Genomic DNA, 21515 nt, shown 5'->3' on the forward strand with positions numbered 1-21515 from the left:
GTTCACTCGCTCCGAAGGTCAGAGGTCACGGGAACGACAACGCCGCCCCGGTCGGCCCCGGCGGCCCCGGCGGCGTCACCCGCGCCGTTCCGGGCGGCGGGCGGGAGCTCGGCGGGCGGAGGCCCGGCGGGCAGGTGGGCGACGGGCAGCTGAGCGACGGGCGGAGGCCCGGCGGGCCGGTGGGTGATCCGGCCCAGGCGGACGGTGTCGTCGGCCCTCAGGTCGGCGGCCTCGCCGGGGCGGCCGTCCACCGGGCGGACCAGGCCGGTCAGCCCGTCCCGGAAGAGCCGGTCCACGGCGACGGTCGGCGAGGGCTCCTCCTCCGGCCGCCCGCCGTCCCGGGGCCCGCCCACCCCGGTCGCTCCGGCCCCGGTCGCTCCGGCCCCGGTCGCTCCGGCCCCGGTCGCTCCGGCCCCGGCCCCGGTCCGCCGGGGGACGGTCCGGATCCCGCTGCGGGCGGTGAGCGCGGACAGCGCGGTCGCGGCGGAGAGACCGGCCGCGGCGGCGACCGGAAGCGCGAGGGTCGGCGCGGCGTCCCGCTCCCGGTCGGCGCCGGCCGGCCGGACCACCGTCCGCACCGGCGCCGCGTTCTCCGGCGCCGCGTTCTCCGCCGCCGGTGCCGGTTCCGGTACCTGCCCGGCCGTCACCGTTGACGGCACCCGTTCCCCCGGGTGCTCCTCCGGCCGCTCCTTCGCCCCGTCCCCCGCCGGGCGGGCCTTCGACAGGCGGACCGGCCCGGGACCGGTCCGCACCTGGACCCGGCCCGACCGCCCGGACCCCGTCGGCAGGGCTGCCCGGGGGGCGGGATGCTCGACCACCCGGTCGGCGAGTTCGTGCAGCAGGATGCCGTGCCGGTAGGCGAGTTCGCCGATCTCGGTCCGCCCGAGCCCGGTCACCGCGAGCTCCGTCCCGCCGCCCCGGCGGACCTGGGCGCCCTGGCCGGTCAGCAGATCGGCGAGCCGGGCCATCTGCGGCCCCCGGACGGCGACTTCGGGGGTCAGCCGGGTGCGCCGGAACTCCGCCACCGGCTGGTCGGCCGCCATCCGGCCCTCGTCCAGGGTGATCACCCGGTCGGCGAACCGCGCGGCCTCCTGCGGGGAGCGGGTGGTGACCAGCACCGTGCCGCCGGCGGCGCCGAACGAGCGCAGGAAGGAGTGGAACCACGCCACGTTGCGCGGGGAGAGCCCCTCGGTGGGCGCGTCCAGGAGCAGCGTGGGCGGCTCGCCGAGCAGCGCGGCGGCGAGCGCGAGCCGGCGGTGCATCCCGGGCGAGAAGGTGCGCAGCCGCTGGTCGGCGACGGCCGCGAGCCGGATCTGTTCCAGGAGTTCGTCGGCCCGCTGGGCCGGCACCCCGACCGCCGCGGCCAGCATCCTGAGGTGGCCCCTGGCCTTGCGGCCGGGGTGCCCGGCGCTGTCCGCCGCGCTGTTCGGGCCGCCCGGCCCGGCGAGGACCACGCCGACCTCGCGCTCGGGGCGCCGCAGCCGGCGGTAGGTGCGGCCGGCGAACAGCGTGACGCCCCGGCCGCGTTCGAGTTCCAGCATCAGCCGCAGCGCGGTCGTCTTGCCCGCCCCCTCGGGGCCGAGCAGCGCCGTCACGGTGCCCGGGCGGGCCTCGAAGGTCAGATCCAGCACCGCCGGTGGAACGCCCCGTCGGTAGACCTTGGTCAGTCCGGTGATCTGGATCATCGCTGGCTGCTCCCATGCCCTCGGCCGGCCTGGTCCGTGCGGCGCAGGGTCGCGCCCGCACGGTTCCGCGCCAGCACATTAGGGGTCCGCGGCGACGATTCCGGGCATTACGGGAGCGGCACGGGCACACCGCCCGCACACCTCACCCGATCAGGGGACAATCCGATCCTGCGACCGAGACGCGGGAGCGGTGCGGGAGCAGCGGCCGGGGCCGGGCCGCCGGCCGCGACGGCTCAGGACTCCGGACGCAGCATCGGCGGGTTGAGCACATTGGCGCCGCCGGCGGTGAACAGCTGGGCCGGGCGCCCGCCCTGACGGGTCGTCGTTCCGCCGGAGGGCAGCAGGAAGCCCGGGGTGCCGGTCACCTTGCGGTGGAAGTTCCGCGGGTCCAGGACCACTCCCCAGACCGCCTCGTAGACCCGGCGCAGCTCGCCGACGGTGAACTCGGCCGAGCAGAAGGCCGTCGCGAGCGAGGAGTACTCGATCTTGGAGCGGGCGCGCTCCACCCCGTCCGCCAGGATCAGTCCGTGGTCGAAGGCGAGCGGGACGCCGTCGACCTGGTCGGGGCCGAGGAGTTCGGTCACCGGGGCCCAGCGGGCACTGCTGGCGTCGCCGCCGGCGCGCGGGGTCGGCAGGTCGGGTGCGAGCACCAGGTAGGCCACGCTGACCACCCGCATCCGGGGGTCGCGCTGGGGGTGGCCGTAGGTGGCGAGCTGCTCCAGGTGGGCGCCGGCGGTGCCGGGTCCGACCGCGTCGTGGCCGGGGGTGGTGTGGGCGCGCAGGCCAGTCTCCTCGGCCAGCTCCCGCGAGGCGGCCTCGGCCAGTCCCTCGCCGGGGCGCACGAAACCCCCGGGGAGTGCCCAGTACCCCTGGTAGGGCGGCTCGCCCCGGCGGACCAGCAGGGCACAGAGCGCGTGCTCGCGCACCGTCAGCACGACCAGGTCGACCGTGACTGCGAACGGGGGGAAGGCCGACGGGTCATAACGCGACATGGCGACGATCATAGTCGTCTCTCTGACGATAAGCACAGGCCCGCGTACGGACCGTGCTGCGGCGGCCCTTCCCGCCGGCCGCCCCGCGCGGGCCGGTGGAGTCCGGCCCGCGCCCGGGCGGCAGGGGCTGAGGGGGCGTCAGCGGGCCACCAGTTGGAGTTCGGCGGACGCCTCCTCGACCATCGCCACGCCGATCCGGCTGACCCGCACCGAGAACGGCTCGCCGGCCACCCGCAGGCCCGTCAGTTCCAGCTCCCCGAGCGGCGCGGTGCTGGCCGGGCGCACCAGCACCCGCCCGCCGGGGACGTCCGGCCGGACCCCGGCGAGCGCGAACACCGCGTGCGCGGCTCCGGCGGCCGAGACCGCCGCCGGGCGGCAGGCCCCCGGGTGCGGCACCGGCGGGCAGCCGGGCGTCCACTGCTCCCCCGCGTACATCTCGGGCAGCCGGCCCTCGAAGTGGGCGGCGGCGGCGAGCAGGCCCTCCAGCAGGGCCCCGGCCTCGTTCTCGTGGCCGGTCTCCGCGAGCCCGGCGATGGCGAGGGCGGTCTCGTGGACGCGCACCGCCCCGCTGCGGTGGCCCAGCGGGTTGAACCGGGGCGACTTGGCGCTGAGCGTGCGCAGCCCCCAGCCGCTGTCGAGCTCGGGCGCGGCCAGCCGCTGGGCGAGCAGCCTGCTCTGCTCGCGGTCCAGCAGGCTCTCGTGCCGGCCGCCGTCGGCGGACAGGCCGGGGTCGAGGAGGTGGACCAGGGCGGCGGCGACGGCGGGCAGCGGCTGGCCGCCCGGGGCGAGCGCGGCGGCGGGGCGGCCGCCGGAGAAGTCGTCCACCCAGAACCGTTCGCGGAACCGCCGGCGCAGGGCGGCCGCCCAGCCGCGCCACTCCTCGGCGCCGGGCCGTCCGAAGGCCTCCAGGAGGTCGGCACCGTGCAGGGCGGCCCGGTGCGCCTGGGCCTGCACCTCGGCCCTGGCCGGCACCGGCTGGGCCGACCGCTCCTCGACGGGTCGGCTCAGGTCGGTGACGAAGCCGTCCACCAGGCCTTCGCGCAGCGCGCCGAGCGCGCGTTCGGCGGCCGGGAGCAGTTCGGTCACCTCGGCCCGGGACAGGCCCCAGCGCCAGGCCTCGGCCAGCACGGTGACGAAGAGCAGGGTGGCCTCGGTGGCGGTGCAGGTGGGCGGCAGCTCGGGGCCGCCGTGCCGCAACGCGCCGGGCAGCAGTCCCTCCGGGCGGCGCGGGCCCTGGCCGGGCGCGGCGGCCGGCTGCTGACGGCGGGCCAGGGCGCGCAGGGTGCCGGCGGCGAGCCGGGTGCCGAGCGGCAGGGTCAGCCGGGCCGCCCAGAGCGCGTCAGCCGGGGCGAGCCCGAACCGCCAGGGCGCGCCGGAGGCCAGGTAGAGGTCGGTGGGCCGGTCGGGGTCGGCGAACAGCAGCCCGCCGAGGGCGTCCAGGGAGCGCGACACCACCAGCGCCGCGCGCGGGTCGTCGCAGCGCACCTCGGGCTCCGCCCACGGGAGCGGGACGCCGGTGCCGCGGCCGCCCGGCGGGCGCGGGCCGGGCGCCGTGGTCTCCAGCGCGGCCCGCAGCTCGACCGACCAGCGCGCGCCCGGCTGGACCTCCAGGTCCCAGCGCAGCACGCCGGCTCCGGCCAGCACCGCGTGCGGAGAGGGCTGGGCGCTGACCGTGGCGCTGTGCGTGGGCCCCGCCCAGCGCAGCCCCGCGGACTGGACCTGGCCGGGCAGGTCCGGGGGCCGGTGGCCGGCGGCGATCTCGCCGACCGGGCCGAGGTCGGTGGCGAGCGCGATCTCCAGCGGCAGCCGGGCCGGGCGGCTGCCGGCGTTGCGCACCGTGACCGTCTCCACGCCGTCGGCGTGGCGCAGCCGCTCCACGGTGAGCGCCGGGTCCGGGTCGAGGTCGCCGGGCAGGCGGACGGCGCCCAGGAAGCGGGCCTGGGCCGCCGAGGTCAGGGTGCCCTGGAGCGGGAGCGGCTCGACCCCGCCGAGGCGCAGCTCCATCCGGGCCACCACCCGGAAGCCGGAGCGGTAGAAGCCGTGCAGGCCGTGGCCGCGCAGCTGGCCGTCGGGACCCGAGGCGGCCATCGCCGGCGCGTTCACGCAGAGCACCTCGTGGTGGGTGGCGGCCGGCTGCGGGCGCGGCGGCGCGGGCCGGGCCGGGCCGCCGGGACCGGCCGGCTGGGCCTGGTCCGGCCGGCCGGCCGGTCTCGGCGCGCCCACCACGCTCTCTGCGTGCGCGGCCTGTGGTGGCCTCATCGCGGTCACCGGACTCTCCTCCCCTCGGCGGTCCGGTGGCCGGTCAGGGCCGATGGGCCGCGAGCATGTTCGATCGCGTGCGTGCTGGTTCCGGGCCGGCGGACACCCCGCCGACCGCTGTGCCGTGTCTGGCCGTACCCGGTGCCGGGCCGTACCAAGCGGTGCCCCGTACCGAGTCGGCACCGGCCCCGCGTCGTTCGTCCCCGGACGTCGTCGCGCCCGGGTCCCGCCGTGCCCTCCGGCACACCGCCGGTCCCGCGGCCCGCCCGCGCCGGTGACGGCTCGGTGCCCGGGTGCGGCGCGGCGTCCCGTCCCCCGAGGGCGGTCGGCGCCCGGGCGCGGGGCCCCCGGGGTGAACGCCGGAGACCGGCGACAGGTCACGCCCGCCGGGCGCCCGGGCCCGGTTCCCGTCCGAGTGCCGCGACCTCCGTCGGCACGGCTGCCGCTGCCGGTCCGTCGTGCCCGGCCGCACGGACCTGCCGGGTGGGCGGTCGCGGGCGGTGGCCGTCGGGGCGGCCCCGGGCCGCGGTCAGGATACGGTGCGGGGGTCGCGGCCCCGCCACCGGCAACCCCGGCCGGGGCCGACACGACCGCTGTGACCAGCAGAGACCGAGGAGTTGTATGTCCACCGCCAGCCGGCTGCCCGGGATTGCCTTCACCGACCACGTCTTCCGGGTGCCGCTCGACCACGCCGCCCCGGAGGGCGAGCAGATCGAGGTGTACGCCCGCGAGGTGGTCGCCCCGGGCCGTTCCGAGGACACCGGCCTGCCGTGGCTGCTCTTCCTCCAGGGCGGCCCGGGCGGCAAGGCCGGCCGCCCGCTCGGCCGGGACGGCTGGCTGGAGCGCGCGCTCGACGACTACCGGGTGCTCCTGCTCGACCAGCGCGGCACCGGGCGGTCCACGCCCGCCACCCGGCAGACGCTGGCGCGGCGGGGCGGCGCCAAGGAGCAGGCGGAGTACCTGGCGCACTTCCGGGCCGACTCCATCGTGCGGGACGCCGAGCTGATCCGCCGCCGACTGCTCGGCGAGGACCGGCGCTGGAGCGTGCTCGGTCAGAGCTTCGGCGGCTTCTGCACCCTCACCTACCTCTCGATCGCTCCCGAGGGACTCGACCAGGCCTTCGTCACCGGTGGCCTGGCCGGCCTGCGCAGCTCCGCCGACGACGTCTACCGGGCCGCCTACCCGCGCGTCGTCCGCAAGAACGAGGGCCACTACGCGCGCTTCCCGCAGGACGTCGAGGCGGTGCGGCGGATCGCCGCGCACCTCGCCGACGCCCCCGCCGTCCTGCCCGACGGCGGGCGGCTCACCGTCGAGGCGTTCCAGGCGCTCGGGCTGCTGCTCGGCGGCGGCAGCGGCTCCGGGACCCTCCACTACCTGCTGGAGGAGGCTTGGGTGGAGGGCGCGGACGGCCCCGAGCTCTCCGACACCTTCCTGGCCGGCGCCCAGGCGCAGCTCTCCTTCGCGCAGGGCCCGCTCTACGCCGTCCTGCACGAGTCGATCTACGGCCAGCGCTCGGTCGACCCGGCCTGCACCGGCTGGTCCGCAGAGCGCGTCCGCGCGGAGTTCCCCGAGTTCGACGCCCGGGCCGCGCTGGCGTCCGGTGCGCCGGTGCTGTTCACCGGGGAGATGATCTACCCCTGGATGTTCGACACCGACCCGGCGCTGCGCCCGCTGAAGGAGACCGCGGAGCTGCTGGCCGCCCGCACCGACTGGGCCGACCTCTACGACCCGGCCCGGCTGGCCGCCAACGAGGTGCCGGTGGTGGCGGCGGTGTACCACGACGACATGTACGTCGACACCGCCGACTCGCTGGAGACCGCGCGGGCCGTGCGGGGGCTGCGGACCTGGGTCACCAACGAGTGGGAGCACGACGGCCTGCGGGTCAGCGGGGGCAAGGTGCTGGACCGTCTGATCGCGATGGCGCGCGGCGAGGCGTAGCCCGCCACCGGCGGCGGGGGCCGGGCGGGACGGGCCCGACCGCCCGCCCGCCGCGGCCGTGCGGACGTCACCGCGCATGACGCCCCACCGCCGCGCCGCCCACGCCCCGCAGCCGGCCCCGCCCGCAGCCGCCCGCCGGGAAGGGCGGCGGCCAGGACACCGGGCGGACGATCCGGGCCGTGCGCAGGACCCGCCGCCGCTCCCGCGCCAGGCACCCGGCCGCCGGAGCGGTGCCGGCACGGGCCCCGACGACTCCCGTGCACCGCGTCCGTACGGCGCGGGCCCCGGGGCCACCGCCATCGTCCGGAACGCCGCCGGTGCCGTCCCGCCCGAACGGCTCCCCGGCCGGGCGGTCGGGCCGCTCGGCCCCGCCGGTCGCCGTACCCTCCTCGCCCGCCGCCGCCACCGGACGGCCGCGCCGCCGACGGGCCCGGCGACGTGCCTTCCCGGGAGCGGGCCGGTCGGCGGCGGGGGCCGGCGCCGGGGACGGACCCGACACCGGCCCGGGATCCGGCTCCCGGTCCCCGGCCGACCCCTCGACCGTCCCCTCCGCCGCTGCCTCCCGTTCCTCCCGCTCCGTGCGGCGGCGGCGCTCCTCCGCCACGCTCGCCAGCAGCGCGTCCGGCGCGAAGCCGGCGTTCAGCGTCTCGTACAGCAGCTGTGCCAGCAGGTAGGAGGGGTGGCGGCGGAGCGTGTGGCCGAGCACCACCCGCGCGGTCGCGGTGTCGCCCGCGACCCACGACGCCCAGGCCAGCAGGGTGAGCGGCGGCGCGGCGCAGCTCTCGTACGGCGCCACGCAGCGGGTGGCCAGGAACCGCCAGAGCCGCTGGGCGGGCGCGAGCTCGGCCGGCCTGGCGTACTCGGCCGCGCGGTCCCGGACGATCCGGTCCTGGAGCGCCAGCAGCAGCCGCGCCGTCCGGTCCTCGTCGAGCGTCGTGGCCCCGGCCATGAACTCGGCGACGGCCGCGTCGAGCAGCGCGGCGTGCTCCCTCCGGTCGAGCGACAGCCGCCGCCCCGGCGACGGCCCGGCCCCGGCCCGGGCGAAGGCGCCCCGCAGGGCGTCCGCCCCGGGCGCTCCGACCGGGGCCAGCCCGGCCAGGATCTCCCTGCGGCTGCCGCGCGGCGCCAGGCCGGCGACGGTCGCCGCCACCGCGACCGGCCCGGGACCGGGCGTCCGGCGGATCGGGTGGCCCACCGGGTCGCAGCAGCCCTCCCGCGTGCAGAGGTAGGACCACCAACGGCCCGCCGAGACGCACAGCGACTCCTTCACCCGCACCCCACGGCCCTCGAAGGCCCGGTGCAAGCACTCCGCGAGCGGACGCAGCCGCTCGGCCACCAGCGGTCCGTGCTCCCCGCCGGGCCGCGGCCCGGCGGGATCCTGGCAGAGGTAGAGGAGGACCTGGACCGGCCGCTGGTCCTCCCGCTCGGAGAGCCGGACGAGGAGGGCGGCCGTCTCCTCCGCGGCGGCCTGCCACTCCTCGGCCGACTCGGGGATGTCCAGCCTGATCACCCCGCCCTGGTGCAGTCCGGGCGGCTGGAGGCCGACCGCGACGATGCTGTCGTCGGGGTAGAAGCCGAGCAGGTACGGCAGGACCTCGGCCATGTCGGCCGGGCCCCGCATGGTGATCGGACGGCCGTCGGGGCCGTCGCCGAAGGGAAGGGAGATGCGTTCGTCGGTCATGGCGGGAAGGCTGCCGCAATTCTCCGAAGCCCCCGGAAAATTCCTCCGGGCCTGTGGACAAACCCGGCCTGTGAATAACTCCTCCCCCGATCGGCGTATCACCGAGCCACTCTCCCGAGGGAAGAACAGCCGCCGTTCAGCAGACGAACGGATGGAACGACTCCCGGCCTCGCACCGTCCTCACCCCGTCCTCACCCCCTCCGCTCCCCTTCCTCGCCCACCGCCGTTCGCCCGTTGTCGGCTCCTCGGGGTTACATGGGGCCATGCAGCAGCCGAAGACCCACTCCACCGCCACCGCCGCCGACCGCGCCGAGGTCCGGGCGCGGGCCGAGGCCGTCCTGCGCGAGCTGGCCGGCCCCGGCGCCACCCTCCGCGAGGACCAGTGGACCGCCATCGAGGCCCTGGTCGTCGACCACCGCCGGGCCCTGGTGGTGCAGCGCACCGGCTGGGGCAAGTCCGCCGTCTACTTCATCGCCACCGCCCTGCTGCGGGCCCGCGGCGCCGGTCCGACGGTGATCGTCTCGCCGCTGCTCGCCCTGATGCGCAACCAGGTGGACTCGGCCGCCCGGGCCGGCATCCACGCCCGCACCATCAACTCCGCCAACACCGACGAGTGGGACGCCGTCCAGGCCGAGGTCGCCGCCGGGCAGGTGGACGTCCTGCTGGTCAGCCCCGAGCGGCTGAACAACCCCGACTTCCGCGACCACGTGCTCCCCAAGCTCGCCGCTTCCACCGGCCTGCTGGTGGTCGACGAGGCCCACTGCATCTCCGACTGGGGCCACGACTTCCGCCCCGACTACCGCCGGCTGCGCACCATGCTCGCCGAGCTCCAGCCGGGCGTCCCGGTGCTGGCCACCACCGCCACCGCCAACTCCCGGGTGACCGCCGACGTCGCCGAGCAGCTCGGCACCGGCGCGGGCGACGAGCACGCGCTGGTGCTGCGCGGCCCGCTCGACCGCGAGAGCCTCACCCTCGGCGTGCTGACCCTGTCCGACCCGGCGCACCGGCTGGCGTGGCTCGCCGACCACCTCGACCGGCTGCCCGGCTCCGGCATCGTGTACACCCTCACGGTCGCCGCCGCCGACGAGGTGACGGCCTTCCTGCGCGAGCGCGGCTTCACGGTGGCCTCCTACTCCGGCCGCACCGAGGACGCCGAGCGCCGCACCGCCGAGGCCGACCTGCTGGCCAACCGGGTCAAGGCGCTGGTCGCCACCTCGGCCCTCGGCATGGGCTTCGACAAGCCGGACCTCGGCTTCGTCGTCCACCTCGGCTCCCCCAGCTCCCCGATCGCCTACTACCAGCAGGTGGGCCGGGCCGGGCGCGGGGTCGACCGGGCCGAGGTGCTGCTGCTGCCCGGCCGCGAGGACGAGGCGATCTGGCGCTACTTCGCCTCGCTCGCCTTCCCGCCCGAGGAGCAGGTGCGCCGGACCATCGACGCCCTCGCCGAGGCCGGCCGGCCGCTCTCCACCGCCGCGCTGGAGCCCCGGGTAGACCTTCGCCGCACCAGGCTGGAGACCATGCTCAAGGTCCTCGACGTGGACGGCGCCGTCCGGCGGGTCAAGGGCGGCTGGACGGCCACCGGCCGGAGCTGGGAGTACGACACCGCCCGCTACGCCAAGGTGGCCGCCTCCCGGGAGGCGGAACAGCGGGCGATGCGCGAGTACGCGTCGTCCACCGGCTGCCGGATGGAGTTCCTGCGCCGGCAGCTGGACGACGAGCAGGCGGCGCCGTGCGGGCGGTGCGACAACTGCGCCGGGCCGCTGCACGGGCCGGAGGTCTCGGCGGAGGCGCTGGAGGCCGCCCGCGCCGCCCTCGGTCGGCCGGGCGTCGGCGTCGAGCCGCGCCGGCTCTGGCCGACCGGCATGGACGCGCTGGGCATTCCCCTCAAGGGCCGCATCCCGGCGGGCGAGCAGGCGGAGACGGGCCGTGCGCTCGGCCGGCTCTCGGACATCGGCTGGGGCACCCGGCTGCGCTCGCTGCTCGCCGACCAGGCCCCGGACCGGCCCGTACCCGGCGAGGTGGTCGACGCCCTGGTGACCGTGCTGGCCGACTGGGCGCGCGGCCCCGGCGGCTGGGCCGGCCCGGCGACGGCCGACGGCACCCGGCTGGAGCGGCCGGTCGGCGTGGTGACGATGGCCTCCGCCACCAGGCCGCAGCTGGTCGGCAGCCTCGGCGCCAGGATCGCCGAGATCGGGCGGCTGCCGCTGCTCGGGCAGTTCGCGTACGCGACCGGGCAGCCGCCGCACGGGTCGCGCAGCAACAGCGCCCAGCGGCTGAACTCGGTGGCGGGCGCGCTGGTCCTGCCGCCGGAGACGGCCGCGGCGGTGGCGGCGGCGGGCGGTCCGGTGCTGCTGGTGGACGACCTGGTGGACTCCGGGTGGACGGTCACGGTCGCCGCCCGGCTGCTGCGCCGCGCCGGGGCGGGCGCGGTGCTGCCGCTGGTGCTGGGGCTCCAGGGCTGACCGCCGCCCCGACCGGCCACCGGACCGCCGGATCGCCGGACCGCACCCGAACGGAGTAGTCACGGCCTCCGGGACGTGCCCGCACCCGGTCGGACCACGGCCCCGGCAGCGGCCGGGCCGGTTCCGGGCGGACGTGGAATATATCCGGCAGAACGTTGGCTTTCGGGCGGCGTTCATCATTTCATCGTTGCCGCTCCACCCCGTCTGCCCTGAGAATTGGACCGTACCCCGAGCCCGGTCCCTTCGACCATGCCTCCGGCGTACGCAGGCACCCGCGCGTCCGTGGGTCGGGAAGGAGGGTCGTGATCAGCGGCATCGACCGAGGTCAGTATCCCCTCGCCCGGAGTTCGGCCCCCAGACGGGTGCTCGATCTGGAGACCTGGACGGCCCTGGGGGTCCCGCTGCTCCGCGATCCCCGCGAGTTCGTCCTGGAACTGCACCGGCTCCACCTGCCCCAGCCCGGCACGGTGGTGGTCGCCGTCCTGGACGCGCTGCACCGGGTGACCGCCTCGGCCTCGTTCGCACCCTGGCCGCACGACGCGGACGGCTGGCTGCACCGCAACGCGATCCTCGCCCACCTGCGCCAGGTCACCGCGCACGACCTGCGGCTGCCCAGCCCGAGGCGGACGGCCGTCCTGCTGCGCTGCCGCGAGGGCGCGACCGGCTGGACGGAGCCGGACGGCGCCTGGATGTGGGCCCTGCGGGACGCGGCCGGCCTGCACGGGCTGCGCTGCGGGGCGTACGTCGCACTGACCCCGACCGGCTGGCAGATCCTCGGCGACGGGCGGAGCGGACGCAATCCGCACGCGGGTTCGTGGGCGCAGGGGCCGGTCCACACCGTGACGGAGCTGGCGCCCCGCACGGCGCGGGACACCCCGCGCGGCCAGCGGTCACCACGGTCCGGCCAGGCCGAGCGTCCATGGGGACCCGCCCGGGTCGCGGCGATCGAACCGGTCCGTCGCACCGGCACCCGCTGAGCGTCCGGCCACCGCCCCGCTACGCAGGACTCCGGTTCCGCCGACGCCGATTCGCCCGCCGGGGACCGGATCCCGCGCCAGGAGACCAGCGACCGGCGACCAGCGACCGGCGAGCGGGCACCGAAGGGGAAGCGCCCCGGCCCGGCACCAGGAGGGGTACCGGGCCGGGGCGGTCGTCAGGGCTCTCAGGCGGGCAGCCCGCGCGGGACCGGTGCCCCGGCGGCCGTGAGCGGCGCACCGGCACCGGCCGGGGCGGGGCCGCCGCAGACCACCAGCAGCGCCTCCGCGCGCCGCAGCGCCTCGGTGTAGGCCGCCGCGGCGCGGTCGGCCGGGCCGCCGTTGACGACCAGCACGACCACCGGCCGGCGGACCGGGCGGGTCAGCCCGGCGTCCGCGTAGAACACGTCGCCGCCCTCGGCGAGCTGCGCCCAGTAGCGCTCCTCGCCGAAGGAGAGCTCGTGCGACTGCCAGGGGTGCGCCGCGCCGACCGTCAGCACCAGGACGGCACCCGGATCGCGGCCGGCGTCCAGCAGCAGGTCGACGGTCTCGTCCGCGCGGTCCAGCGCCTCCGCCTCGGCGGCGGGGACGTGCCGGACCTCGACCGGCGCCGACCGGGGCGCGGGTCGCGGGAGGCTGGGCTTGGGGATCGGGTTCGGGCGCGGCGAAGGCCCCGGACGGTCCGCCCGTGCGGCCGCCGAACGCGGCGGCGCCGGCCGCGGCGGTGCAGGGCGGGGGCCCGGCACCGGGGCCGGCACGACACCGGCGGCCGACGGTACGGCGGTGGCCGCGCCGCCGGTGGCAGGCGCGCGGAGGGCTTGTGCGTCCGACTCGCGGGGGCTGGGAACGCCGGGGCCCGGGAGGCTCTCGTTAATCTCCGGCTCCTCGGGGAAGACAGGCATACCCGGATATCTATCAAATGCCGGTCGAACGCGCACGGGCGCCCCACCCATTGGGACGCGGGCCCGTGGGCCGCCGCGGGAGTTTCCAGACGTACCGTCAGAAACCGAGCGCGAGCTGTTCGCCGACGGACTCCGCGGTGCCCGCCCCACCGGGTCCGGGAACCGTGCGGATCCGCTTCAGGTGGCGCCACCTGGGCAGTCCGTCGAGGTAGGACCAGGAGAGGCGGTGGTGCTCGGTCGGCCCGAGTTCCTCCAGCGCGGCCCGGTGCACCGGGGACGGGTAGCCGGCGTTGTCGGCGAAGCCGAACTCGGGGTGCGCCTCGCCGAGATCGGCCATCAGACCGTCGCGGTGGACCTTGGCCAGCACCGAGGCGGCGGAGACGCAGATGCACGACTGGTCGCCCTTGATCACCGTGCGCACCCGCCAGGGGCCGCCGAGGTAGTCGTGCTTGCCGTCGAGGATCACCGCGTCCGGCTCCACCGGCAGCGCCTCCAGGGCGCGGACGGCGGCCAGTCGCAGCGCGGCGGTCATCCCGAGCTCGTCGCACTCCAGCGCCGAGGCGTGGCCGAGCGCGTACGCGGTGACCCAGTCGGCGAGCACGGGCGCGAGTGCCGCACGGCGGAGCTCGGTGAGCAGCTTGGAGTCGGTCAGCCCCTCCGGGGGCCGGCGCAGGCCGGTGACGGCCGCGCCCACGGTGACCGGCCCGGCCCAGGCGCCGCGCCCGACCTCGTCGAGGCCGACGACGACCTTGGCGCCGGCGCGGCGCAGCGAGCGCTCGACGGAGTGCGTCGGCGGGACGATGGGCATGGCGGGGTCCGTTCAGCTGGTCGGCCTCCAGCCTATGCCAACCGTCCACCCGCCAGGTCCGGCCCGGGGTAGCACCGGGGTAGCACCGGGGCAGCGCCGGAACAGCACGCCCCGGGCAGCACACCCCGGGCGGGATCAGGGCCGGATCAGCGGGACCAGCACCTCGTCGACCAGCTGGCCCGCGAACTCGGGGCCGACCTGACGGCCGCAGACCTTGATCCGGTACAGCAGCATCGCCGGGACGACGTCGGCGACCACCGGGGTGGCCGCACCGGGCCGGACGTCGCCGCGTTCGGCACCCCGCCGCAGGATTTCGAGGATCACGTCCTTGGTCGGCGCCAGCATCCGCCGGGTGATGAAGTCCTTGAACAGCTCCGCCTGGTCGTGGTCCAGCTCGGCCATCACCGCGCTCAACGCACCCCCCGCCCGCGAGCGCGCGACGGACACGAAACTCTCGACCAGGTGGTGCAGTTCCGCCCGGGCGGACCCGAGGGAAGGCGTGTCGGCAGGGCGTGGCAGAGTGGAGTCCAGGGCGTCGATGACGAGTTCGACCTTGGACGCCCACCGCCGGTACAGCGCGGCCTTCCCGGTCCGCGCGGCGCCGGCGACCCCCTCCATCGTCAGCCGCGCGAATCCGCCGGAGGTGAGCTGATCGAGCGTCGCTTCGAAGATCGCCGCCTCCAGCTCCTTCCCCCGCCGCCGCACCGGCCTGCCCAGGACCTCGGCAACGACCTGGACGGGGCAGGCGGCCCGCGCGGCCTCGGGCGGCTTCTGCGCCGCCGGGCCGGACGAGAGGCCGGTCGAGAGGCCGGCCGAGCGGTCCGCCGCGAGGCGCCGCACCAACTGATCCATTGTCACCAACCCTAAGGAACGCTTGCGTTCACAATCTCGGCAACGCTATCGTCCACCCTAGTGAACGATTCCGTTCCTTCATAGCCCGCGGGACGCCGCCGGGCCACGCCGGACCCCAAGGTCCGCAGCATACGAAGCAGTAGCCAGCAGGGGGCATCAACTTGGCTATCTCCGACACGCTCAGCAAGCAATCCCCATCACGAAGCGGGGGCAGTCCGAACAAGGGCATCACCCTGGCCGTCATCGCGGCCTCGCAGTTGATGGTGGTGCTCGACGCCACCATCGTGAACATCGCCCTGCCGCAGATCAGGGACGCGCTGGACTTCTCCACCACCAACCTGGCGTGGGTGATCAACGCCTACACCCTGACCTTCGGCGGCCTGCTGCTGCTCGGCGGACGCGCGGGCGACATCCTCGGCCGGCGCCGGGTCTTCATAGCCGGCACGCTGCTGTTCGGTCTGGCCTCGCTGCTCGGCGGCTTCGCCCAGGACGGCGGCATGCTGCTGGCCGCCCGCGCGCTCCAGGGCATCGGCGGCGCGATCTGCTCGCCCACGGCCTTCGCCCTGATCGCCACCAACTTCGACGAGGGGCCCGAGCGCAACCGGGCCTTCGGCGTGTTCTCCGCGGTGGCCGGGTCGGGCGCCGCGATCGGCCTGCTGGCCGGCGGTGTGCTCACCGAGTACCTCGACTGGCGCTGGGTCTTCTTCGTCAACGTGCCGATCGCGATCCTCATCGCCTTCGCCGCACCGCGCTACATCGCCGAGTCGGAGCGCCACCCCGGCCGCTTCGACCTGCCCGGCGCGCTCACCTCGACGCTCGGCCTGGTCGGCCTGGTCTACGGCTTCATCCGCGCCGCTTCGGACGGCTGGAAGGACCCGTTGACGCTCGGCTCCTTCGCCGTCGGCGTGATCCTGATGGTCGCGTTCGTCTTCGTCGAGGCCCGCACCGCGCAGCCGATCACCCCGCTGAAGCTGTTCGCCGACCGCAACCGCACCGGCGGTCTGGTGATGATGCTCTGCCTGGCCGCCGCCATGTTCGGCATCTTCTTCTACATCACCCTCTTCGTGCAGGGGCCGCTGGACTACAGCCCGCTCAAGGCCGGCTTCGCGTTCATGCCGATCAGCGCCGCGATCATCGTGGCCGCCCAGCTCGCCTCCAACCTGCAGGGCAAGTACGGCCCGAAGCCGTTCATGGCGGGCGGCTCGCTGCTGGTCGCGATCGGCCTCAGCTGGCTGACCCTCATCGACGCGGACAGCGGCTACGTGGACGGCGTCCTCGGCCCCACGGTGGTCTTCGGCTTCGGCATGGGCCTGGTCTTCGTCCCGGTGATGCTGCTCTCCGTCGCGGGCGTCTCCGGGCAGGAGACCGGCGCCGCCTCCGGCCTGCTGAACTCCATGCAGCAGATCGGCGGCGCACTCGGCCTGTCGATCCTGACCACGGTGTTCGCGCGCTACGCGACCAGCGAGGCCGAGGTGCAACTGCCCGGCTTCATGGCCACCGCCACTCCGGAGCAGCAGGCCTGGCTGATGGAGAAGCACGAGTTCCCGCAGGGCACCACCGCCGCCAACGAGGTGCTCGCGCAGGGCATCTCGCACGGCTTCATCGTGGGCGCCGCGATGGCGGTCCTGGCCTTCGTGGTCGCGGCCGTCGTGATCAAGGCCAAGGCCGCGGACCTGCCGTCGGACACCGCCGGCGTCGCGATGCACTGACGGCCGCCCACCAGGGGGAGGCGGCCGGACGGGCAGGGGCCGGACGGGAGCAGCACGCTCCCGGCCGGCCCCTCGCCGTTCCCGCAGCCACCCGGCCGGTCCGGGCCCGGTTCAGCCGCCGAAGGTGAACTCGTGGCGGAGCCCGACCCGGTCGCAGGCGTACTCCCGCCCCGTGAGGCGGTCGGCCGGCGGGCGCTCGGCGAGGATGTCCCGGGCCCGCGCCCCGGCCAGGCTGGCGGCGTACCAGGGGGCGGGGCCGGCCTGCGCCAGGTCGGAGGCGATGACGCCGAGCGCGCAGGTCCGGTAGTCCCCCGGCAGCCGGTCCAGGGCCGGGACGGCGTCCGGCGAGAGGCCGCGGACGTTGCGCAGGTCGATCTGCCCGGTCCGCTCGAAGCGGGCCACGTTGTGCTCCGCGACCAGCGCGTCCGGCCCGACCAGCCCGTACCCGGCGGCGGCCAGCGCCGCGCTGAGCACCACCGCGCGCGGCAGCCAGCCGGCCGACGGGGTGAGGCCCGCCGCGATCAGCAGCAGGAAGACCACGCCCAGCCAGAGCTCGACCGCCAGCACCCAGAGCCGCAGCGCGGTGAGCCCGGAGGCGTCCACGTAGAACCACATCCGCCCGAGCGCCGAGGCCACCACGACCAGGGTGAGCAGGCAGAGCGCGCCGAGCAGCAGCCGTGCGAGCCGACGGTCGGCCCCGGTCGCCCGCGGCGCCCAGCGCTTGGCGAGCGCGACCACCACCAGGGTCAGCACGGTGATCACGAGCAGTTGCCAGAAGCCCTGCCGGGCGTACTCGGAGCGGCTCATCCCGGTCCGCTCCAGCACCGACTCGCCGCCGCCGAGCACCACCACCGCCTGCACCACCGCGAAGGCGCCGAACATCAGGTTCAGCGCGGCCAGCGGCAGCGCCCACTCCAGCCGGCTCCTGGCCCGGCCCGGCCGGACCGGGGTGCGGTCCCAGCGGCGGGGGCCGGCCGCGATGTGGGCGAAGCCCAGGGCGGCGGCCAGGCCGAGCACGAACAGGGCCACCCGGGACGGGAGTTCGCCGAGGTCCAGGCTGGGCACGAGACTCCCGAGGACTTCGGCCATGGCCGCGTCGGCGCCGGCGAACAGGGTGCCGAAGACCGCCAGCAGCACGGCCGCCACCAGGCCGCCCTTGAGCACCGGAGCCACCCGGCCGCGGGCGTTCCCGCCGCTGCCGCGCAGGCTCCGCCGGGCCCACCCGAGAGCCGGCACGAGCTGCCAGAGCAGGCCGGGCAGTGCGAGCAGGACGCCGCTCCAGCGCCGCCCGCCGTACAACGCCAGCGAGGCCAGCCCGACGGCCCAGACCGTGCTCAGCACCACCGGCCAGCCGGCCTCGTACAGCGCCGGGACGGCCAGCAGGGCGAGCGCGAGCGCGCTCCACGCGGCGGTCCAGACGCGCAGCCGGCGGCCCGCCGCGCGGGCGGCCGTCCCGGCACCGACGGTGGCGAGCGCCGCGCAGAGCAGCAGGTTGACGCCGAGTCCGTCCATCAGCAGCACGGACGCCAGCAGGCCGGTGAGCACCGCCGCCAGCACCGTCCGGCCGGTGGCCGGGGCCTTCCGGTCCGGGTCACTGGGCCGCAGCCAGGCGAACGGCCGCGGCGCGGGCACCTGGGGTGCGCGGGACCCACCGGACCCGGGTCCGGGCCCGTAGCCGAGAGCCGGGCCGAAGCCGGGTGCGGTCCCGGCAGCGGAACCGGCCCCGGCGCCGCCGGGCGGCACTCCGTCCGCCGCCGGCGTGCTGAATCCGGACATGGTCTCCCCCTCAGAGGTCGGGTGGGCGTGCGGAAGCCGCCCTCCGGGCGGTCCGCCGACGGGCACGCGGAACCACACCGGCAGGACACCGGGCACCACGGCCGAAGCCGACTGTAGACCATTCTGAACAAGTTCAAAAAGACTGGACCCGGCCCCGTCACACCCCTGTGACAGAGCCGGGTCCGAGGTCCCGGCGCGCTCCCGGACGCAGGCGGCCCCGCGCCGCCCCCGTCAGTACGTCCCGTACAGCGAGTACCGGAACGCGTCCTTCACGGCCGGCCCGAAGTCCGCCGGCCACGTACCGAACGGCACCACCGTGTTGCTGTAAGCGCCCTGTCCGGCGGCACCCGTCGAGTAGTGCATGTTGTTGACCGTCGAACTCGTCCCGTTGCTGTTGTAGACGAACCAGTACGAGGTGCCGGCGCTCAGCGTGAGGTCCAGCGGCAGCGAGTTCCACGCGTTGGCGGTCAGCGTCCCGGTCGCCGTGGTGGCCACCAGCGCCCCGGGCGAGCCGGCCTCATCGGTGTAGACGGCCAACTGGTACCGGTTGCCGGGAGCCGCGCCGACCGGGCCGACGTGCACGCTCAGCGAGGTGAGCGCCACCGGGTCGGCGCCGGTCGTCACCCGGCTGCCGTTGAGGTGGTTGGAGTCGGTGTCGTCGGTCAGCGAGCCCACCGCCGGGTTGCCGATGGTCCGCGGCTCCGCTCCCCCGGTGGTGAACGTGAACGCGTACGGCGTCGCCGAGGCGTTCCCCGAGAGGTCCCGCACGCCCTGGACGCTCGCGGTGTACCCGGTGGTCGGCGCGAGCGGGGCGGCCGGGGTGAACACCACCCCGTTCGCCGCCGGGTCGAGGCCGACCGTCCCCGCGACGGCCGCGCCGCCCGCCGTGGGCCGCAGGGTGACCGACCCGCCGGTCACGCTCGCCGGGTCCAGCGGCTCGCCGAAGGAGAACCGCACCGCCGTGCCCGGCGCCACCCCGCTCGCGCCCGCGGCCGGCGTGGTGCCGGTCACCGTCGGCGCGGTGGAGTCATGGCCGTACTCGGCCGCGTACGCGCCCACCGCGCCGTCGAAGAACGCGTACGCCACGCCCTTCACCGTCTCGACCCGGTACGGCACCGGGCGGCCGCCGGAGGTGATGCCGGTGAGCGTGCCGGAGGCCGCGTTGAACGGCAGCATCGCGCGCAGCCCGTTGGCCCCGCCGGTGATGTCGAAGGTCAGCGAGCCCCCGCCCCCGGCGGCCGCGTGCCAGGCGAGCTTCGCGAACGCCGAGCCGTTGCGCCCGTCCAGCCAGGTGAGCATCTGCCGCCCGGACACCACCGGCACGCCCCGCGCCTTGGCGGCGGCGATCACCGCGTCCGAGGCGGCGGAGGCGGCGAAGTCGGTGTGGAGGTTGGCGGTCAGCGCCGCGTAGTAGCCCTGCGCGCCGTACGCGGCGTCGAGCAGGGTGGTGACGGTGCCCGGGTACGACTGGCCGGACTCGTCGGTGAGCTGGGTGGTGGCCTGGTACGCGTCGATCACACCGCCGTCGGTGTCGGCGAAGCGCATGATCTGCGCCGTGCCGTTGAAGTAGCCGGGCCGGTCCCGGGTGAAGCTCGACGGGTAGAAGTAGTAGTCGGTGTCCAGCCGGATCCCGTTGGCCAGCTTGGTCTTCGCCTGGGTGGCCCAGTCGTCCCACTCCACGCAGTGCGTCCGGCTGCTCGCCGGGTTCGGCAGCCCCGGGTACGCGGCCCGCCAGGCGGCCAGCTGGTCCCGGTAGCGGCTCTGCAGGGCCGAGGCGGTGCCCCAGGGCCGGCAGTCGGTGGTGATGTGCACGCCGATCTCGAAGCCCTGGTCGCTGTACGCCTTGGCCTGGGCCGGGGTCAGCGGGTCCTCCGGGTAGATGTACGAGGAGCCGCGCACGCACTCCCAGTCGGCGACCGAGCAGCCGGGCGGGCTCTGCGCGAGGTAGCCGTCCCAGCGGCCGGCCGTGCCGCCGACGCCGTGGTCGTCGCCGGTCATCACCACCACGGCCTTGACGTCGCGCGGGAAGTACCAGAACCGGGGCAGCGGCTTGTCGCCGGAGGCCAGCTGGGTGAGCAGGTTGGCGAGCAGCCGCTGCTGCTCGTCGGCGATCGGGATCAGCGCCTTGTCCAGGTCGTTCCAGTCCGGTTGGCCGTCCGTGCCGAAGAACATCTCGCTGGCCTGGTAGCCGTCGACGCCGTCGCGCTGCTGGCCGGCCCAGGCGGGGTTGCCCTGGCGGGTCTGCACCACGGACTTGGCGAGGTCGTAGCTGAACGCGGCGGCCCGGCCGGCGCCGGTGGCGCGCAGGGTGACCGCGGGGTTGGCGGTCGCGGTCGTGGCGTCGCTGTACAGGGTGGCGACGGCGGTGGCGCCGTTCAGCGTGTAGAGGTCGGCGGCGCCGTGGTAGCCCATGGTGGCACCGGTGATCCCGGCGCCGGGCGCGGCGCCGGTGTCGACCTTGAGGTAGGCGTCGGCGCGGGTGCCGGCCGCCGGGGTGAGCCCGAACAGCGGCGCGAGCTGCTTGTCCGGGCGCATCGCCACCAGCCGTCCGCCGCCGTTGGTCCAGCTGCCGAACAGGTTCGCCTGGGCGGCGGTGAGCGGCATCTCGCCGAGCAGCACCACGTCGGCGGAGGCCAGCACGGCGCCGGTGACGGCGGAGATGTCCACCTGGCGGTAGGCGTTCAGCCCCTCCGCCTTGAGGATCTCCGCCAGGTAGCGGGTGTACGGGTCGGCCTGGCTGGTGACCAGCAGGACCGGGCCCTCCCCGCCCGGCCCGGCGCCCGGGACCTGCGGCGGGGCCACCTCGGCGGTGTACGTGGCGTAGATCGAGAAGCTCGTCGGACTGGTGCTCACCGGGCCCACGGTGGCCGGCCAACTGCCGAACGGCTGCCCGCCGTTGCCGTAGGCGCTGGTGCCGCCCGGACGGTAGCGGAGGTTGTTGACGGACGGGTTGGAGCCGTTGGTGTTGTAGGCCAGCCAGTAGGGGGTGTTGGCGGCCAGGGTGGCCGCCACCGCGACGGTGTTCCAGCCCGGCCCGGCGAGGGTGGCGGTGGCGCTGCTCGCCAGCAGGGCGCCCGGGCTGCCGCCGTTGTCCTGGTAGACCGCCGTCTGGAACCTGTTGCCGGGCGCGGCGTCCACGCTCTCCACGTACACCGAGATGCTGCTGACCGTGCCGCCGGACGAACCGGTCACGTAGCGCGAGGCGTTGAGGTAGTGGGAGTCCGCGGTGTCGACGGCGGTACCGGGCTCGGTGCTGCCCAGTGTCGCCGTGACGGCCGCCGCCGGGGGCGCGCCCGGTCCGACGGCCAGCGCCGCCGCCGTGGCGAGGGCCGCCAGCAGGCCCACGGCCCGGCGCCCCCACCACCCGCCACCCCTGTGCCCGCCCCTGCCCGTGTTCGCCATGACCGCCCCCCTGTGTCACCTCGGCCGACTCCCCACAACGGTGTACCGGCTGCCCGCCGACCGTGTCCACGAAAT

Annotated in this window: 13 protein-coding genes; 4 read left to right on the top strand and 9 right to left on the bottom strand. The window is 76.2% G+C overall.

The genetic code is table 11. The features are described from left to right. Positions 1 to 2: 2 nt before the first annotated feature. From ACFU74_RS02505 to ACFU74_RS02515, 3 genes are all read right to left on the bottom strand, one after another. Entirely contained in the window at positions 3 to 1685 is a 1683-nt protein-coding gene (locus ACFU74_RS02505; RefSeq protein ID WP_380750543.1) for an ATP-binding cassette domain-containing protein, read from the bottom strand. Between the two features lie 233 nt (positions 1686 to 1918). Continuing rightward, positions 1919 to 2677, bottom strand: coding sequence for an NUDIX domain-containing protein (locus ACFU74_RS02510; RefSeq protein ID WP_380750546.1), 759 nt, complete (start codon positions 2675 to 2677; stop codon positions 1919 to 1921). 138 nt (positions 2678 to 2815) lie between these two features. Beyond that, positions 2816 to 4936 carry a glycogen debranching N-terminal domain-containing protein gene (locus tag ACFU74_RS02515; protein WP_380750695.1) on the bottom strand — a complete coding sequence of 707 codons (2121 nt, stop codon included), beginning with the start codon at positions 4934 to 4936 and terminating at the stop codon, positions 2816 to 2818. 621 nt (positions 4937 to 5557) lie between these two features. Between ACFU74_RS02515 and ACFU74_RS02520 the strand changes: the two genes are divergently transcribed. Beyond that, positions 5558 to 6874, top strand: a complete 1317-nt coding sequence (locus tag ACFU74_RS02520) for an alpha/beta fold hydrolase (protein WP_380750549.1) — start codon at positions 5558 to 5560, stop codon at positions 6872 to 6874. A 67-nt stretch (positions 6875 to 6941) separates the two neighbouring features. On the opposite strand, the gene ACFU74_RS02525 is transcribed toward ACFU74_RS02520, so the two are convergent. Continuing rightward, positions 6942 to 8555 (bottom strand): DUF4192 domain-containing protein, encoded by a 1614-nt coding sequence (locus tag ACFU74_RS02525; RefSeq protein WP_380750551.1) that lies wholly within the window; start codon positions 8553 to 8555, stop codon positions 6942 to 6944. Between the two features lie 263 nt (positions 8556 to 8818). Here ACFU74_RS02525 and ACFU74_RS02530 point away from each other — a divergent pair, with 263 nt between their 5' ends. Together ACFU74_RS02530 and ACFU74_RS02535 are read left to right on the top strand one after the other, a co-directional pair. After that, positions 8819 to 11017 carry a RecQ family ATP-dependent DNA helicase gene (locus tag ACFU74_RS02530; protein ID WP_380750554.1) on the top strand — a complete coding sequence of 733 codons (2199 nt, stop codon included), beginning with the start codon at positions 8819 to 8821 and terminating at the stop codon, positions 11015 to 11017. A 362-nt stretch (positions 11018 to 11379) separates the two neighbouring features. Further along, entirely contained in the window at positions 11380 to 11994 is a 615-nt protein-coding gene (locus tag ACFU74_RS02535; protein WP_380750697.1) for a hypothetical protein, read from the top strand. A gap of 185 nt (positions 11995 to 12179) precedes the next feature. On the opposite strand, the gene ACFU74_RS02540 is transcribed toward ACFU74_RS02535, so the two are convergent. From ACFU74_RS02540 to ACFU74_RS02550, 3 genes are all read right to left on the bottom strand, one after another. Next, complete coding sequence (locus tag ACFU74_RS02540; RefSeq protein WP_380750556.1) at positions 12180 to 12893, bottom strand: hypothetical protein; 714 nt, start codon at positions 12891 to 12893, stop codon at positions 12180 to 12182. A gap of 97 nt (positions 12894 to 12990) precedes the next feature. Further along, positions 12991 to 13701, bottom strand: coding sequence for a ribonuclease HII (locus ACFU74_RS02545; protein WP_380750559.1), 711 nt, complete (start codon positions 13699 to 13701; stop codon positions 12991 to 12993). A gap of 135 nt (positions 13702 to 13836) precedes the next feature. Beyond that, positions 13837 to 14553 carry a TetR/AcrR family transcriptional regulator gene (locus tag ACFU74_RS02550; RefSeq protein WP_380750562.1) on the bottom strand — a complete coding sequence of 239 codons (717 nt, stop codon included), beginning with the start codon at positions 14551 to 14553 and terminating at the stop codon, positions 13837 to 13839. A 161-nt stretch (positions 14554 to 14714) separates the two neighbouring features. Here ACFU74_RS02550 and ACFU74_RS02555 point away from each other — a divergent pair, with 161 nt between their 5' ends. Beyond that, complete coding sequence (locus tag ACFU74_RS02555; RefSeq protein WP_380750565.1) at positions 14715 to 16262, top strand: MFS transporter; 1548 nt, start codon at positions 14715 to 14717, stop codon at positions 16260 to 16262. Positions 16263 to 16373: 111 nt separating this feature from the next. On the opposite strand, the gene ACFU74_RS02560 is transcribed toward ACFU74_RS02555, so the two are convergent. Beyond that, positions 16374 to 18038: a DUF4153 domain-containing protein gene (locus tag ACFU74_RS02560; RefSeq protein ID WP_380750568.1), complete on the bottom strand. Its 1665-nt coding sequence runs from the start codon at positions 18036 to 18038 to the stop codon at positions 16374 to 16376. Between the two features lie 231 nt (positions 18039 to 18269). After that, on the bottom strand, positions 18270 to 21440 hold the full coding sequence (locus tag ACFU74_RS02565; protein ID WP_380750571.1) for an Ig-like domain-containing protein: 3171 nt from the start codon (positions 21438 to 21440) through the stop codon (positions 18270 to 18272). Between the last annotated feature and the right edge of the window lie 75 nt (positions 21441 to 21515).

Source organism: Kitasatospora sp. NPDC057500 (assembly GCF_042802195.1).
Lineage (GTDB): Bacteria > Actinomycetota > Actinomycetes > Streptomycetales > Streptomycetaceae > Kitasatospora.